13 protein-coding genes are annotated in these 16,672 nt (G+C 67.2%); 8 read left to right on the forward strand and 5 right to left on the reverse strand.

All coding sequences use genetic code 11. From position 1 onward, the window contains the following. Window positions 1–5: 5 nt before the first annotated feature. The 3 genes from HWY30_RS10650 to HWY30_RS10660 all read right to left on the reverse strand — a co-directional run bounded on the left by HWY30_RS10650 (window position 6) and on the right by HWY30_RS10660 (window position 2,256). Window positions 6–857: an anti-sigma factor family protein gene (locus tag HWY30_RS10650; RefSeq protein WP_090805934.1), complete on the reverse strand. Its 852-nt coding sequence runs from the start codon at window positions 855–857 to the stop codon at window positions 6–8. Beyond that, entirely contained in the window at window positions 854–1,372 is a 519-nt protein-coding gene (locus HWY30_RS10655) for a sigma-70 family RNA polymerase sigma factor (RefSeq protein ID WP_018421072.1), read from the reverse strand. Before HWY30_RS10655 ends, HWY30_RS10650 begins: the two co-directional genes overlap by 4 nt. A 158-nt stretch (window positions 1,373–1,530) precedes the next feature. Further along, window positions 1,531–2,256, reverse strand: a complete 726-nt coding sequence (locus tag HWY30_RS10660) for an anti-sigma factor family protein (RefSeq protein ID WP_090805932.1) — start codon at window positions 2,254–2,256, stop codon at window positions 1,531–1,533. 166 nt (window positions 2,257–2,422) lie between these two features. On the opposite strand from HWY30_RS10660, the gene HWY30_RS10665 reads away from it, so the two are divergent. The 8 genes from HWY30_RS10665 to HWY30_RS10700 all read left to right on the forward strand — a co-directional run bounded on the left by HWY30_RS10665 (window position 2,423) and on the right by HWY30_RS10700 (window position 14,610). Continuing rightward, entirely contained in the window at window positions 2,423–2,677 is a 255-nt protein-coding gene (locus HWY30_RS10665; protein ID WP_090805931.1) for a DUF4148 domain-containing protein, read from the forward strand. A gap of 206 nt (window positions 2,678–2,883) precedes the next feature. Next, window positions 2,884–3,939, forward strand: coding sequence for a catalase family peroxidase (locus HWY30_RS10670; protein ID WP_425199367.1), 1,056 nt, complete (start codon window positions 2,884–2,886; stop codon window positions 3,937–3,939). After that, complete coding sequence (locus HWY30_RS10675) at window positions 3,936–4,475, forward strand: cytochrome b (RefSeq protein WP_090805927.1); 540 nt, start codon at window positions 3,936–3,938, stop codon at window positions 4,473–4,475. The genes HWY30_RS10670 and HWY30_RS10675 overlap by 4 nt, the downstream gene beginning before the upstream one ends. Before the next feature lie 194 nt (window positions 4,476–4,669). Continuing rightward, window positions 4,670–8,176: a DEAD/DEAH box helicase gene (locus tag HWY30_RS10680; RefSeq protein ID WP_090805925.1), complete on the forward strand. Its 3,507-nt coding sequence runs from the start codon at window positions 4,670–4,672 to the stop codon at window positions 8,174–8,176. 1,036 nt (window positions 8,177–9,212) lie between these two features. Next, a complete protein-coding gene (locus tag HWY30_RS10685; protein ID WP_090805924.1) occupies window positions 9,213–9,953 on the forward strand; it encodes a response regulator transcription factor in 741 nt (246 codons plus the stop codon). Continuing rightward, a complete protein-coding gene (locus HWY30_RS10690) occupies window positions 9,950–11,401 on the forward strand; it encodes a FecR family protein (protein ID WP_090805922.1) in 1,452 nt (483 codons plus the stop codon). Before HWY30_RS10685 ends, HWY30_RS10690 begins: the two co-directional genes overlap by 4 nt. Before the next feature lie 65 nt (window positions 11,402–11,466). After that, window positions 11,467–13,953, forward strand: coding sequence for a CHASE2 domain-containing protein (locus HWY30_RS10695; protein ID WP_090805921.1), 2,487 nt, complete (start codon window positions 11,467–11,469; stop codon window positions 13,951–13,953). Window positions 13,954–13,995: 42 nt separating this feature from the next. Then, the gene (locus HWY30_RS10700) at window positions 13,996–14,610 is read left to right on the forward strand and encodes a DUF4136 domain-containing protein (RefSeq protein ID WP_090805919.1); all 615 of its coding nucleotides are present in this window, start codon (window positions 13,996–13,998) and stop codon (window positions 14,608–14,610) included. Window positions 14,611–14,646: 36 nt separating this feature from the next. Here HWY30_RS10700 and bluB read toward each other — a convergent pair whose 3' ends face one another. Both bluB and HWY30_RS10710 read right to left on the reverse strand, forming a co-directional pair. Continuing rightward, window positions 14,647–15,306, reverse strand: coding sequence for a 5,6-dimethylbenzimidazole synthase (gene bluB, locus HWY30_RS10705; RefSeq protein WP_090805918.1), 660 nt, complete (start codon window positions 15,304–15,306; stop codon window positions 14,647–14,649). Further along, on the reverse strand, window positions 15,290–16,669 hold the full coding sequence (locus HWY30_RS10710; RefSeq protein ID WP_244144864.1) for a cobyrinic acid a,c-diamide synthase CobB: 1,380 nt from the start codon (window positions 16,667–16,669) through the stop codon (window positions 15,290–15,292). The genes bluB and HWY30_RS10710 overlap by 17 nt, the downstream gene beginning before the upstream one ends. Window positions 16,670–16,672: the final 3 nt, after the last annotated feature.

The following is a 16,672-nucleotide window of genomic DNA, read 5'->3' on the forward strand; positions in this document are numbered from 1 at the left end:
CCGCTTCAACCGGGCGCGGCCCCCGTCAACTGCGCATAGACATCATGCGCTAGCTGCAGCAGCTCCTTGCGATCGATCCCACCCGACACCGCATAGCCAAAATCGCCGTCGACCCAATAGAACACGTTGACGGGCCCCGCCTGATACAGCTTGAACGCGGTCGTATTCGCGTTCTCGCGACGATGCGAGATGCACAGCGTGACGCGCTCGCCGTTCGGTCCGCGATACATGAACTGCGCGGTCGGACCGTCGTCGCCGGGCAGCAGGCGGCCGCCCGACAGCATGAATCCGCTCTTCGACAGCATCGGCGGATGGACCTCGGTGCCGAGCCGGTTCGCGAGCCATTGCACGAAGTCCTGCTCGCGATCGGCGCTCATGTCGCCCGGCCGGTCGATCGCCGGCATGTAGACGACGTGCGCGAGCGCCGCCTGGCGCGCGAAGCCCTCGGCGCTGTCCGCGCTGACCGGACGATTTCCGGCTTGCGTTTCGGCCCCAGGGTCGGTTCGATCGATCGCAACCGGTGGAATCAGATCGTTCCTGTGCATGCCGATGCCCACGCCGAGCACGAGCGCCGCGGCCATGCCCGCGAACTGCGCGGCAAAACGCGGCCAGTTCGCGGCCGCTCGCGCGCGGCGCGGCACACCGGTCTGCAGACGCTTCGGCACGGGCTCGCTGAGCACGCGGTCGTAGCGCTCGTGAAGCAGACCATTGAGCGAAAAGTAATCGCTGACGCGCGCGGCCAGCTCCGGATTCTGTTCGAGCGCGCGCTCCACCTCGTCGCGCCGCTCGCCGGACAGCGTGCCGTCCACGTACGCGTGCAAGTCTTCTTCGCCGATCGGCATTTGCGGCTCGCTCATCGCACCACCTGTAATTTCGCACCGGGCTGGGCGCCCGCCATCAAAGCCCGCAGCCGTTCGCGTCCGCGCGAGAGCCGCGACATCACCGTGCCGATCGGAACGTTCAGCGCGAGCGCGACATCGGCATAGCTCATCTCCTCGAGACCGACCAGCAGCACCACCTCGCGCTGTTCGACCGGCAGCCGCTGCAACGCGTAGTCGAGGTCGCGCATTTCGAGCGAACGCGTCTGGCCCGACGGCACCGCGAGCTCGCTTTCGGCGATGCTGTCGTCGTCGACCGCGACGTGGACCGCGCGCGCCGACGCCTTGCGCGCCTGATTCGCGAAGACGTTGTGCATGATCGTGAACAGCCACGCGCGCAGATCGGTGCCCGGCTGGAACAGACGGGTGCGGCCGAGCGCGCGCTCGAGCGTGTCCTGCACGAGGTCGTCGGCGAGCTCCCGATTGTTGATCAGCGCCCGCGCATAGCGCCGCAGACGCGGCACGTGCTCGATCAACTCGTCACGGACATCCATGGTTGATCCCGGTCAAGGGGCGTGGGGGTGGCATCGGCTTCACTCGCGTCGGTATCGATACGCGCCGGGCCGGTCGCGGAGGCTTCCGTCGCACGATGCGTTCGAACTGCAAACACCTGTCAGCGCATTTTATTCCGCGAGGGCCGCACGCACCGGCGTCAGCGCGCGCTCATCACGTCGGCGGCGCGCATCAGGCCGTGGGTGCGCGCATTGCCCGCGACGACGAAACGCTGCCGCTGCGCGGTCCACGTCAACAGCCGCAGCTCGCCGATGCGGCGCGCGGCCCACTGCGGCTCTTCCCGCGCAAACGGCGCCGCGGCCGACAGCACGACCACCGGTTGCTGATCGCCGTTCAGATAGACGAGTTCGTCCGCGCGCTGCAATGGCCCGAGCCGCAGCACGCGTTGCTCGACGAGGCGCAGGCCGATCGCGCCGAGATCCGGCGCGGCTGGATCGACGCGCGTCGGCGATGCCGAGGAAAAGGGCCGTGCGGTGGCTTCGGCGAGCGCCATCACGGCGGCATTATCGAGCGCTCGTGCCGACACCTGAGTCGCCAGGAGCCAACCGCTGATGGCGCTCAGCATCAGCGCGAGCGCGACGAGCGCGACAAGCGTTCGGCGTGCGCGACCACCCGGTTGCGGGCGCATGCGCAGCGGGCGCGATCCGCCGAGGCGCCCAGGCGCGGGCTCCTCGGCGGTCTGAAAGGTGGCCTGGATCTGTGCGTTCAAGCGGTCGTAAAAGGCGACACGCCGTGCTTCCGCCGGATGCTTGCCGAGATAGTCGCGCAGCGACGCGGCGCGCTCGGGCGTCAGCGTGCCGTCCGCATAGGCCTGGATGTCGTCTTCGGAGGGCGGAGCGCCGGAGGGGCGGTGAGTCGAGGTCATGATGATGCGCGGTCTTGATTGCTGCTATCGGACGGCTAACACGGCGGCGGAGACATTTATTCCCCGCGCCGGCGATGTTTTTTTCACGCCACGAATACAGGAATAAACGCTGCCCACCCGTGGTTCTCCCTGGTGCGAACCCGCACAACTCTCCAAGGAGTCGATCATGAAAAAACTTTCGTTCGTTGCTTTGTCGTTCGTCGTTCTCGCCGCTTCGTCGAGCGCATTTGCGCAGGGCAAGACACGCGCTCAGGTGTACCAGGAACTGATCGAGGCGCAGCAGAACGGTCTCGACTACATCACCGACGCGTCGTATCCCGATGTCAGTCCCGTGTTCGCACGTCAGGTCGAGCAGCGCAAGCAGGCGCTCGCCGCGAGCCACGTCGCGAACTCGGGAGCGCCGGCTGTTGGCACCCATTGAAGCAGCATCGGCCACTGGCGCGCGAATGGGTTTGAATGTGCGCGCCAGGGCCGGATGGAATAGACCGTAGCGAGGCGTGTTCGCCCGTACGTTGGTCGATGATTCGATCGACCCATCGATCGAATCATCGATCCATCCGGCAAGGAGTTTCCGTGACACCACCCTTCGCACCCAAACCCAACCCCTCCGGCTCCGACCCGCGGCCGATCTGCGTGCCATGCCGGCTCGCCGCGATCGGCGCGGTCGCGCTCGCGCTTGCGGGCGGCTTCGCCTACGCCGCGGGGTGGCTGACGCCCGCGCGTCTGACCGCCCCGCGCATCATCGATACGTTCGAGGCGGTCGCGGGCCCGCATCCCGGCTATCGACGCAATCACGCCAAGGGCCTGTGCGTCGACGGCTATTTCGACAGCAACGGCAATGGCGCGGCGCTGTCGCACGCGGCAGTGTTCGCGCCGGGCCGCACGCCGGTGTCGGGTCGCTTCGCGGTGCCCGGCGGCAATCCGTCCGCGCCCGATACGAGCTCGCCGGTGCGCAGTCTCGCGCTGCAGTTCCGGCTTCGCGATGGCGAACAGTGGCGTACCGGCATGAACTCGACGCCGGTGTTCGCGGTGCATACGCCAGCGCAGTTCTATCAGCAATTGCTGGCCGCGAAGCCCGACCCTGCGACCGGCAAACCGGACCCCGCGAAGCTGAAGGCGTTCTACGCGGCCAATCCCGAGACGCAGCCGTTCCAGCGCTGGGTCAAGTCGCACGCGCCGTCGTCGAGCCTCGCGAACGCCGCATACTACGGCATCGACGCGTTTCTGTTTACCGATGCCCACGGCACGACGCGCGCCGTGCGCTGGGCCGTCGTGCCCGACACGCCTTACGCGCCGATCACCGCGGCGCAGCAGGCCGAAAAGAACTTCCTCGCCGCCGATCTCGACGAGCGTCTGCAACACGGACCGTTGCGCTGGCATCTGCTGTTGACCGTCGCGCAACCGGGCGACCCGACCAGCGACGCGACGCTGCAGTGGCCCGACGACCGCCAGCGCGTCGACGCGGGGACGCTCGTGATCGAACGCACGACGTCGCAGGAGGACGGCGCCTGCCGCGACATCAACTTCGATCCGACGATCGTGCCCGCCGGCATCGCGCCATCGGACGATCCGCTGCTCGCCGCGCGCTCTGCGGCTTACGCACAGTCGTTCCAACGCCGCACGCGCGAGGAGGCGCTGCATCCCGAGATCCATCGAACCCGGCCAAACGGAGAGCCTTCATGACGCGCACCCGCACTCACTTCAGTCCGCTCGCGCGGCTGCTGCACTGGACGATGGCGCCGCTGATCGTCGCGATGCTGTTTATCGGCGTGGGCATGGTGGCGACGGTATCGCGTGCCCATGATGCGTTGGTCGCGCTGCATCGGCCGCTCGGCATCGCGTTGCTGCTGCTCGTGCTGGTGCGGCTCGCGGTGCGCGTGATGCGCGGCAGTCCGCCATTGCCCGCGCGCATGTCGAAGCCGCAACGAATCGCGGCGCATGCGTCGCACCTCGTGCTGTACGGGCTGATGCTCGCGATGCCGCTGATCGGCTGGGCGATGCTATCGGCGGCCGGCTATCCGGTCACGCTGTTCGGTCCGCTGCATCTGCCGCCGATCGCACCGCACGACGTCGCGCTGTTCGCGCTGCTGCGCGCGCTGCATACGTGGCTCGCGTTCGCGTTGTTCGCGACGGTGCTGCTGCATCTGGCGGCGGCGTTGTTGCATGGGCTGATCCTGCGCGACGGGGTGTGGGGCAGCATGGCCCGCGGCGAACGCTAATATGGGTCGAACCGCGGCTTGACCGGGTTGCTCCCGAACTGTCCAGATCGGCCGCCCTGGCGATTTTCGTCCAACGCGTAAAATGGCCGGTTATCACTGGCAAATCGCAACTGGACAGAATCGGCCGGGCGTCGCGCGGCGCCCAGTCATCCACGCGCGCTTGCCTTCGCCGGTTTGAACAGGAATGCACGCGGATGTCGTCAGTTTTCTTCGATCGGGAAAGGATTGCGGAATGGCTCGGTGAGCACACCGTCGCCAAGGCGCGCTCGGTAGGCGCGGTCAGCAACGTCAAATGGCAGGGAGACACGCTGTCGGGCGACGTGCAGGGCTCGCAGCCGCGGCCGTACCTGACGCGGGTTCGCTTTCGCACCGATGGCGGGTCGCCGTCGGCCGAAGGCAAATGCACGTGCCCGGTCGGCCGCAATTGCAAGCACGTCGCGGCGCTGCTGCTCGCGGAACTCGACTACCACGACGAGATGGATCACATCACGCAGGTCGAGGACGGCAGTGACCCGGCGACGTCGGAGGTGTTCATTGCGCGACGGATTACGGTGCCGGGCGCGCCGCCGGCGCCATCACCGTCTCCATCTTCATCTCAAGGTGTGCGACCCGAACTGGTCAGCTGGCTCGAGCGTTTTCGCGCGCGCGCCCGCGCGGCCGACGCCGCCGAAAAAGACGCCGCCCGGAAGCTCGACGCCACGCGCAAGGAAACGCTCGCCTATCGGCTCAACTGGTCGCGTTTTCATATGCGCCACGAAGTCGTGCTGCATCGCGCGCGTTGCGACGCGGACGGCGTGATCGTCGAAGTCGGCGACAGCTGGGGCGACGTCGAGGGCGCGCTGCTCAGGCAGCCGCGCTTCGTGTCCGACGAAGACCTGTCGATCCTCCGCGGCCTATGGCTCGGTCGCTCGCGCGAGGACCTGGGCCAGTTCGTGCTGCGAGGCACGAGTGGCGCGGAAACGCTGCAGAAGCTGATCGCGACCGGGCGCCTGTTCTTCGACTTCGAGATCGCGCCGGGCCAGGCCGGACCCACGCCGCTCGCGCGCGCCGCCGACCGCCTCGGGCGCATCGAATGGGAGCCGCTCGCCGACGAGCGCCTGCGCCCGGTACTGCGCACCGAACCGCGCGCGAGCATGGTGCTGCCGACCGAGCCGGTCTGGTACGTGGACGGCGTCGCCAACGAGGCGGGCGTCGTGCCACTGTCGCTGCCGTTCCAGCAACTGCCCGACTACCTCGCGATGCCGCCGATCTCGCTCGCCGAGGCGCCGCTCGTCGCGTCGGTGCTGCGCGAGATCGCGCCCGAGTTGCCGCTGCCGCCGACCCACGACGCGCCCGCGATTCGGGTGATCGACGTCGAACCGGTGCCGGTGCTGACGCTGAACAGCCATGCGCTGCCCGGCGCGGGGAAGGGCATCAAAACGGCGAAAACCGCGAAAACCGCGAAGGCCGCGGAGCGCAAGTCCGCCGCGGTAGAACTGGCCGCCGCGAGCTTCGACTACGACGGTGTCAGCATCAACGCCGACAGCAGCGTGACGCTGGTGCCGTTGCCGGGCGGCGACGTGATTCACATCCGCCGGCGCTACGACGCCGAGAAAAAGCGTCTGCTGGAATTGCGCAAGACCGGTCTGCAAAAGGTGCCGACGCGCAACCTGCATGCGTCGCGTCTGTTGCCCGACACGATGCTCGGACTGCCCGACACCGACGCGTGGTCCGAGTTCGTCAACGACGCGGTGCCGGATCTGGTCGCGAAGGGCTGGCGCGTGACGATGGCGCCCGAGTTCCGCTACAACGTGATCGAGATCGACGCGATCGACGGCACCGCGCAGCAGGCTGGCGATGGCTGGTTCGATCTGGAGATGGGCATCCGCGTCGGCGAGCGCAACGTGCGGCTCGAGCCGCTGCTGGCCGATCTGTTCCGGCGCGATCGGCGCTGGCTCTCTGGCGCGCTGGAGCGTATTCGAGACGACGAGCCGATCGAGCTGAAGACCGAGGAGAACAAGCGCCTGCGGTTGCGCGCCGATCGTCTGAAGCCGGTGGTGCGCGTGCTGGTCGATCTGTTCGATTCGCTCGGCGGCGCGCTTGCCGAAGGCGCGCCTCTGCGCGTGCCCGCGGTCGATGCGGGTCGCCTCGATGCGCTGCACGACACCGGCCGCTGGCAGTTCAGCGGCGACGATTCGATCCGCGAGCTCGCACGCCGTCTGCAAGCCGGTCCGGGCCCGCGCGAAGTGCCGGTGCCGCGCGGGCTGAAGGCCGAGCTGCGCGGGTACCAGCACCAGGGCCTGAACTGGATGCAGTTCCTGCGCGAACAGGATCTGGCCGGCGTGCTCGCCGACGACATGGGCCTCGGCAAAACCGTGCAGACGCTCGCGCACGTTCTCGCCGAGAAGGAAGCGGGGCGGCTCACGCATCCCGCGCTGATCGTCGTGCCGACCACGCTCGTGCACAACTGGCGCGAGGAAGCGCGCCGCTTTGCGCCGGAGCTGACAGTGCTGGTGCTGAACGGGCCGCAGAGAAAGGAGCGTTTCGAGCAGATCGGCGAAGCCGAGCTGATCCTGACCACTTATGCGCTGTTGTGGCGCGATCAGAAGGTGCTCGCCGAGCACGACTATCATCTGCTGATTCTCGATGAGGCGCAGTACGTGAAGAACGCGACCACCAAAGCCGCCCAGGCGATTCGCGGCTTGCGGGCGCGGCATCGGCTGTGCCTGACGGGCACGCCGCTCGAGAATCATCTCGGCGAGCTGTGGTCGCAATTCGATTTTCTGCTGCCGGGCTTTCTCGGCAGCCAGAAGGACTTCACGCGACGCTGGCGCAATCCGATCGAAAAGAACGGCGACGACGTGCGCCGCGCGTTGCTCGCGCGCCGCATCCGGCCGTTCATGCTGCGCCGTCGCAAGGACGAGGTCGCGAAGGAGCTGCCGCCGAAGACGACGATCGTGTGTCCGGTCGATCTCGAAGGCGCGCAGCGCGACCTGTACGAAACCGTGCGCACCGCGATGCAGCAGAAGGTGCGCGCGGCGGTCAGCGCGCAGGGGCTCGCGCGCAGCCACATCATCGTGCTCGATGCGTTGCTGAAGCTGCGCCAGGTGTGCTGCGATCCACGGCTCGTGCGCACCGCCAGCGGTATCGCGGACGGCGCTGCCACGGGCGGCGGCGAGCGCGCGATACGCTCGGCCAAGCTCGATCTGCTGCTGTCGATGCTGCCCGAGCTGATCGAGGAGGGACGCCGCGTGCTGCTGTTCTCGCAGTTCACCGGCATGCTCGCGTTGATCGCCGAGGCGCTCGACGAAGCCGCCATCCCGTACGTCATGCTGACGGGCGACACGGCCGATCGCGTGAGCCCGGTCGAGCGGTTCCAGCAGGGCGAGGTGCCGCTGTTCCTGATCAGCCTGAAGGCCGGCGGCGTGGGGCTGAACCTGACCGCCGCCGACACGGTGATCCACTACGACCCGTGGTGGAACCCGGCCGCCGAGAACCAGGCGACCGACCGCGCGCATCGGCTGGGACAGGACAAGCCGGTATTCGTGTACAAGTTGATCGCGGCCGGCAGCATCGAGGAAAAGATCGTCGCGTTGCAGGAGCACAAGGCCGGGCTCGCCGACAGCATTCTCGCGGAAGATGCGGCCGGCGCCGCAAAGTTCTCGGACGACGATCTCGACGCGCTGTTCGCGCCTATGCCGGACATCGAAGGCGCGCGTTGAACGCGCGGGCAAGCGACCGAACGAGGCAACGCAGACGGGCCGCGCAGACACGCAAGGGGGAAATCTGACGCGCCGCAGCAACGCCAATCGGGGCCACACTGTAACAAAGCGTCTGTGTATGTAAATTACCGTCGATGGGGACTTTAACTCATACCAATTTCGAACTCGCGCTGTGTAGGACTTGCGCGTCGCGCGCCGCTGGTGCGGCGCGTAATAACTACTTCGCCAACGGTTACAAAGGAAGTTCTTTCATCTTGAGCACGGCTTTTCTCTCGGCTAACGTGACGTTACTCGTGCGGTTAGACCCCGGCGAGCGTGTGTAGTGTTTGTGAGCGGCGTTGCTTCGACAGGGGCAGCGCCGCATTTTTTTTCCGGCGGCCCTAACGCTGCGCATCACTCGCTGATGGTCCGTCTCGCGGCGCGTCATCGCGTCGGCCAACAATGTGAAGCAGTCGAATGTCTCATTCAAAACGAGGGCTTTGAGTTGCTCGCCCGACCAGGCCGACTGCCTCGAATGACAACTCGGCCGGGACAAAATCTAACAATGTTTAAACGATTTCTTTTGAGATTATTCTTATACTGAACGCGCAATTGTTAAATAAGAGTACCTGAAAGGAATCTTAAAGCCGATAAGCGAGCATGGTCTAAAAGCCGCACCAGCAAGGATCTTCCGTCCGCAGTGTCACTTCCTTCCGGCGCCGGCTAGTGGTGGCAGACCAGAAAAACCTGAAAAACGCGTCAGCCGTTTCTGATTAGGGTTTTTCGCGACGGATTGCCGGTACAAGGCAAACGGGAAGAAAGAAGGTTTTCGATTATCATGATCTGCCCTGCATAATCGCTATGGAAATTACATTTATGCGCTGATTTCCGCTTCATGAAAGCAGCGTCATGGCGGGGTACGGCGAGGGACCATTAATCAGAAAGTAACAGCCGGAATTTTTTGGGAAGCCGGATCGGCGGTGCTGCGCCGTCATCCCGGTCGTCAGCCGGTATACCGGCCGTCAGCCATGAAGGCGCTGTTGCGTTGTGGGGTGTTATGAGAATTGCAGTCCTCGATGATGATTCGGCTCAGGCCGACCTTGTGTGTCAAACGCTGTCCGCCGCTGGACACGTCTGTCACGCGTATGGCGCAGGGCGCGAACTCGTGCGCCAGTTGCGTCGTCAGACGTTCGATCTGCTCGTGCTCGACTGGAACGTTCCCGACATGTCCGGCGAAGAAGTGCTTCGCTGGGTGCGCGAAAGCCTGTCCGAGCGCCTGCCGGTGCTGTTCATGACGAGCCGCGGCCGCGAAACCGACATCACTTCGATTCTGAATACCGGTGCGGACGACTATCTCGTCAAACCCGTGTCGGGCGCCGTGCTGCTCGCGCGGGTCAGTTCCCTGCTGCGGCGCGCGTATTACCTGAAGCCGCCGGCAACGAGGGAAGTATTCGGCGACTTCGAGTTCGACCTGAGCGTCAAGCACGTCGTGGTCCGCGGCACCCCGGTCTCCGTCACGCAGAAAGAGTTCGAACTCGCGCTGCTGCTGTTCCAGCATATGAGCCGGCCGTTGTCGCGCGCACACATTCTCGACGTGATCTGGAAGCAGGCCACGGACATCCCGTCGCGCACGATGGACACTCATGTGTCGATGTTGCGCAGCAAGCTCGGTCTGCGCCCCGAGCACGGTTATCGGCTCACGCCGATCTACGGCTATGGCTACCGCCTCGAGCGGATCGAAACCGGCACACCACCGGCCGCCGACGACGAACCCACTGAAGAAGCGGGGGAAGCGTGACGGTCTGCGTGGATGGGGCGGCATCGGGCAGCGCCGCCATGCCCGGCCGCCGCGCCGCCGCGTGGCTTGCCGCGGCCTGTCTGATGGCAACGGGCGCGACCGGCTGGAGCGCGCTCGCGCACGCGCAGCCCGCGCGCGGCAAGACCGGAGCGAAGGCGTCGCCGGTCTACGCTTCGTACACGACGCACGAGGGCGACACGCTGTATGACATCGCCGCCCGCTACATGGCCGATCCGACCGACTGGGCGCTGTTGAGCAGCCTCAATCACGTGCCCGCGCCGCGCCGCATGGCGGCCGGCATCGTGCTGCGTTTGCCGTCCCGAAGGCTGCGCCAGGATCGGGACACGGCTCGCGTGATCGCGACCAGCGGTCCGGTCGAGCACGCGTTCGACTCGAGCCCCTATCTGCCGCTGAAAACCGGTGAAACGCTTGCCGAAGGCGATCGCTTGCGCACCGGCACGAACGGGTTCGCGACGCTCGAGCTGCCCAGCGGCTCATACGTGACGGTCGCGCAGAACGGCGAACTCAATATCGAGAGACTGCGGCACGTCACGCTGACCGGCGTCGCCGATCGCGTCTTTGAGCTGCGCGCCGGCGAGGTCGAGAGCCAGGTCACGCATGCGAAGCGACGCGATGATCGCTTCCAGATCCGTTCGCCTTCGGTGGTCGCCGGAGTGCGCGGCACGCGTTTTCGCGTCGATTACGACGGCGACACGCAAACCACCGCGGTGGCGGTGCTCGACGGCGCGGTCGGCGTCGATCCGGCCACGCAGCATGGCCAGAGCGCCGCGCCGGCGCCAGGCAGGCCGTTGCAGGCCTCCGAGCAGCTGGTCGAGGCAAGCTTCGGCAACGTTACGCACTCGGGCGGCGCGGTCGGCAGTCCGGTCCAGCTGTTGCCCGCACCCGCGCTCGCGCGGCCGGCGCGCGTGCAGGACGGCAAGAGCGTCGCGTTCGACGTCAACCCGGCCGAGCACGCGGTCGGCTATCGGCTGCAGATTTCGCACGACGCCGATCAACTGGACCTGGTGCGAGACCTGCGCGTGAGCGCGCCGCATGCCGACTTCGGCGATCTGCCCGACGGCACGTACTTCGTGCGCGTCGCGTCGACCGATAGCAACGGTCTCGACGGCCTGCCGAACGTGTACGCGTTCGAGCGCCGCCAGCTGGGGCTGGACGCTTCGGCCGCGCAGCGCGCGGGTAGCCGCGACTACGAGTTCCGCTGGTTCGTCAGCCGCAGTAACGTGCCGACCCGTTTCCGCTTCCTGCTCGCGAACACGGCCGAACTGAGCCATCCGGTAATCGATCGCCCCGATCTGCCGGGCGGCGAACTCGTGATCAGCGATCTGCCTCCGGGCGTCTACTACTGGACGATCGTCGCCGAGCAGTTCGACAACGGCCGCTTCTACGAAAAGAGCAGTCCGGTCCGCTCCTTTACGCTTGCGCCCTGACGCGGGTAGATTCTCGGGGCCGGCCTGCTGGCCGGTCCGTCCTCCCGTTCCCGACTATATCGTCCATGCCCGCCACTTCTACGCGACTGAGCCTCGACCCGCGCGCCCGTCTCGGACGGCGGGCGGGCCGGCGCTTTCTGATCGAGTGGGTCAGCGTTGGCTGTCTCGGTCTCGTGGTGATCCTGCTGACGTCGTTCGGGCGCGTCGGCGCCGGCATCGATCTGCTGGTGTACGACCAGTTTCTGAAGCTGCGCGAGCAGCCGCGGCTGTCCGACATCGTCGTCGTCGAGATCGACAACGCGAGCATCGACGCACTCGGCCGCTGGCCGTGGCCGCGCAGCGTGCACGCGCGGCTGCTCGAGCAGATCGCCGCGGCCAGACCTGCCGCGGTGATCTACGACGTGCTGTTCACCGAGCCCAATGTCGACGACGCCCAGCTCGCCCACGCAATTGCGCTGAGCCCGACCTATCTGCCCGTGCTGCTGACGCCGCCCGATGCGAGCGGCAAGCGCACCGTCGATGAACCCGTCGCGCCGCTCGCGCAGGCTGCTGCCGGGCTCGGTCACATCAATTTCGAAGTGGACAGCGACGGCATCGTGCGCAGCGTCGCGCGCTTCCAGGGCGACGAGCGCTCGCGCTGGCCGCAACTGACGGTGCTCGTCGCCGACGCGGTCGAACACGGCAAGCTCCATCTGCGCGGCGGCCTGCCGCCGCGCCCCTCGAACGAGCCCGCACGCGGCAGCGACGACGGCGGCGAAGAGCGCTTCCTGATTCCGTTCGGCCCGAACGCCGCGAACTACCCAAAGCTCAGTTTCGCCGACGTGCTCGCCGGCAAGGTGCCGGCCGATCAGTTGCGCGGGCGCATCGTCGTGATCGGCGTGACGGCGTCGGGTCTGTACGACCGCTTCGCGACACCGGTATCGGGCGAGCTCGGTCCGCTGCCCGGCGTCTACATCCACGCGAACGTGCTCGACACGCTGCTGAGCGGCCGCGAGATCCAGCCGGTCGCGCTGTGGGTCGTGTTCGCGGCGGCGCTCGGGCCGCTCGCCGCGCTGCTCGCCGGCTTCCTCGTGCTGTCGCCGCGCCGCTCGTTGTTGCTGACCGGCGCGCTGGTGCTGCTCGCCGCGACCGGCAGCGCGCTGCTGCTGTACGGCGGCAGGCTGTGGATCTCGCCGGTGCCGGCGATCCTCGGCGTCGTGATCGTCTATCCGATCTGGAACTGGCGACGCCTCGAAATGACGATGGCGTATCTGCGCGGCGAACTGCAGCGTCTCGCCGACGAGCCGCATCTGCTGCCCGAGACGCCGAAGCGCCGCCGCGAGTTCGGCGGCGACGTGCTCGCGCAGCACATGGCGCTGATGGCGCAGGCCGCGCAACGGGTGCAGGACATGAAGCGCTTCGTGTGGGGCAGCCTCGATAGCGTGCCGGAGCCGATTCTCGTCAGCGACGTGGCCGGCGTCGTGCTGATCGCGAATCACGCGGCGAAAGCGCATTTCGCTCGGCTAGGCGCGCCGATGCCCGAAGGCCAGCCGATGCAGAGCGTGCTCGGTGGTCTCACGCTCGTGAAGACGATCGATACCGGCGCGGCCACGGACAACGAGCGCAGTCTGTCCGCGCACGCGCACTGGCCGGCGCTCCTCGATCCGACGCGCGGCGAGTTCGCGGCGCTGATGGCGCAGGGCGTCGAGGTGCGCGACGCGAACGAGCGCGACCATCTGCTGCGCTATGCGACCTGCACCAACGCGCAGGGCGAGACGACCGGCTGGATCGCCGGTCTCGTCGACGTGTCGGCGCTCCATGCGGCCGAGCGTCAGCGCGAAGACGCGCTGCGGCTGCTGTCGCACGACATGCGCTCGCCGCAGGCGTCGATCATTGCGCTGGTCGAGATCGAGCGCGCGCGGACCGAGCCTGCGCTCGCGCGCAGCGTGCTGGAGCGCATCGAACGTTACGCGCAACGCGCGCTCACGCTTGCCGACGACTTCGTGCAACTGGCGCGCGCCGAATCGCAGGCCTATGTGCTCGAGCCGCTGAGTCTGACCGAACTCGTCATCGATGCGAGCGACGAGGTCTGGCCGCAGGCGCATGCGAAGCGCATCGCGCTGCATACGGAATCCGCCGACGACGCCGACGACGATCCCTGGATCTGCGCCGACCGCTCGCTGATGACACGCGCGCTCGTCAATATCCTGAACAATGCGGTCAAGTACAGTCCGCCCGACACGCGCATCGTATGCAGCTTCGCTGGCCAGCCGGCGGCAAAGCGCGCGGGCAGCGAGGCGCCGCGCGTGTCGTGCACGATCCGCGACCAGGGCTATGGCATTCCTGAGGAGCAGCAAGCGGGATTGTTCGAGCGCTTTCGCCGTTTTCACGAGGCGGAGCGGCCGGAAGTGGGCGGCGCGGGACTCGGCATGGCGTTCGTCAAAACCGTCGTCACGCGCCACGGTGGCAGCGTCGAAGTCGTCAGCGCGCCCGGCGAGGGGACGGCCTTCACGATCTGGCTGCCCGCGCTCGACGACGCGCCCCTCGACGAATCGATCGCACCGCGCGTCTGATGCGCCTTTGACGTATTCGATGTACTAGAGAGAAAACAAACAATGGCAAAGATCGCTCACCTCTGTGCCGCGCTGGCCGCGGCGAGCCTCACCGCTTGCGCGGGCCTGAGCGCCGACGTGCACACCGTCTCCGCTAACGGCGCCGACCGCGCCGTTGCGCTGCAAGGCGAGCAGACCTATTCGCTCGCGCGCACGCAGCCGCAGGACGACAGCGCCGATCATCCGCAAGTCGAAAAGCTGTTGCGCGACGAGTTGGCGAAACACGGGTTCGTCGATACGGCGGGCAAGCCCGCGCATTATCTGCTGTCGATCGCGTATAGCACGCGGCCGGCGTCGATCGGCATCGGCGGTGAGGATTGCGCGCCCGCCGATTGCGGCGCGGGCAGCGACGGTCCAGGCGCGCTGCTGTTTGGGCGCAAGTATCAGCACGCGCTGACGCTGCGCTTTTTCGACTACGCGAGCGGCGCCGAGCGCTACAAGGTCGGCGCGGTGTTCATGGATCGCGACGCGGACCCGCTGCATGCACTGCCGTTGCTCGTGAAAACCGCGCTCGCGAAGCTGCCGTTCGATGCGCCGGTCGACTGGCGTGTGAAGCTCAGCATCGACAAGACGAGCGGTGAGCCGAACGTCGACTCGATGGAGCCGCTGCAGCGTTAAAACACCGCCTCGGGTCGCCGGGGCCGCGAGTATCAGTTATTCCTGCGCCGGCTCGTCTCGCGGCCAGCGGTTTTCGAACACGCAATCGGCGAGCGGCAGACGGCTCGCCCAGCGCTCCGTTTCGAGCATCGGCTCGGTATAGAACGCAGCGACGTGGCCGAGGCACAGAATCGCGACCGGCCGCGCGCCTTCCGGCATCGCCAGTAGCTGGTGCACCGCGTCGACATCGAATAGCGACACCCAACCAAGCCCGAGTCCTTCCGCGCGCGCGGCGAGCCACATGTTCTGGATCGCGCACGCGACCGACGCGAGATCCATCTCCGGCAGCGTGCGGCGGCCGAAGACGTGTCGCTCGCGCCCGTCCATCAACGCGATCACCAGCAGCTCCGCGCATTCGCGCATGCCTTCCACCTTCAGCTTCATGAACTCGTCGCGGCGCTTGCCGAGCGCGTCGGCGGTGGCGAGCCGTTCGCGCTCGACGATGTCGCGCAAGCCCGTGCGCAGCGCCGCGTCGGTGATGCGCACGATGCGCCACGGCTGCATGTAGCCGACGCTCGGCGCGTGATGCGCCGCGTCGAGCAGACGCCGCAGCACCGCCGGATCGACCGGATCGGGCACGAAGTGGCGCATGTCGCGGCGTTCGTAAATCGCGCGATAGACCGCTTCGCGCTCGGAGTCGTCAAAAGGCTTCGCCATGAAAGAGGGCGGCCGTGAAAGCCGGGTTGGAGGGCCAGTAAGCGTGCATATAGGTTGCCACAATCGGGCCCACGCGGAACACCGCTTCGCCGGGCGTGTCGCTGTGCGCGCGCGTGGCGAAGCGCTGCGGCGCGAGCGGCGTCGCGAGCTTCGAGTAGTGGAACGTGTGGCCGGTCAGCGTGCCGTGGACGCCATCGATCTGCTGCATGCCGAGCGACGTGAAGCGCGTTTGCATCGTCGCGTGACCGGGTAGCAGGCCCAGCATCGGCGTGCTAGTGCCTTGCGCGTCGGTCAGCGTGTCGAGCAGATAGAGCATGCCGCCGCACTCGGCGACCAGCGGTTTGTCCGCCTCGACGTGCGCGCGGATCGATGCGGCGCTGTTCACGTTGCCCGCGAGCGTCGCCAGATGCAACTCGGGGTAGCCGCCCGGCAGATAGAGCGCGTGCGTGCCGGCGGGCAACGCTTCGTCGGCAAGCGGCGAGAAATAGCTGAGCCGCGCGCCGAGCGCTTCGAGCAGCGCGACGTTGGCCGGATAGATGAATGAGAACGCGGCGTCGCGCGCGATCGCGATGTGCTTGCCTTCGAGCAGACGCGGCAGCACTTCGGGCGAGGGCACGCCGAAATCGACCGGCGGCGGCAGTTCGGCGAGCGCGGTCGACGCGAGCGTATCCGCCGCGCGTTCGAGGCGCGCTTCGAGATCGTCGATTTCATCGGCCTGGTGTAGGCCGAGGTGGCGGTCGGGCAGCGTGATCTCGTCGCTCGCGGCGAGGTGGCCGCACCAGCGCAACTCGGGCGGCAGTGCTTCCTGCAACATCTGCGCGTGCCGAGCCGAGCCGACGCGATTCGCGAGCACGCCGTGGAACGGCAGTTGCGGCCTGAAGCGCGCAAGGCCGAATGCGATGGCGCCGAAGGTCTGCGCCATCGCCTGCGCGGAAATCACCGCGAGCACCGGCACGCCGAACGTGGTCGCCAGATCGGCGCTGCTCGGCGTGCCGTCGAACAGGCCCATCACGCCTTCGATCAGGATCAGATCGGCTTCTTGCGCCGCCCGCGCGAGCAGGTTGCGGCATGCGCTTTCGCCGACCATCCACAGATCGAGCGACAGCACCGGCGCGCCGCTCGCGCGCGCGAGGATCATCGGATCGAGAAAATCCGGCCCGGTCTTGAACACGCGCACGCGACGTCCGAGCCGCCGGTGATAGCGCGCGAGACCGGCGGTGATCGTGGTTTTGCCTTGTCCCGACGCGGGCGCGCTAATGAACAGCGCGGGGCACGCCCCGAAGGAAGTCCCCTGGGGGGACGCCCCGAAGGAAGTCCCCTTGGGGGGCGCCCCGGACGAAGCCCAGTTGGGGGATGCCGACATCGC

It is taken from the genome of Paraburkholderia tuberum STM678, from assembly GCF_902833905.1.
Taxonomy (GTDB): Bacteria; Pseudomonadota; Gammaproteobacteria; order Burkholderiales; family Burkholderiaceae; genus Paraburkholderia; species Paraburkholderia tuberum.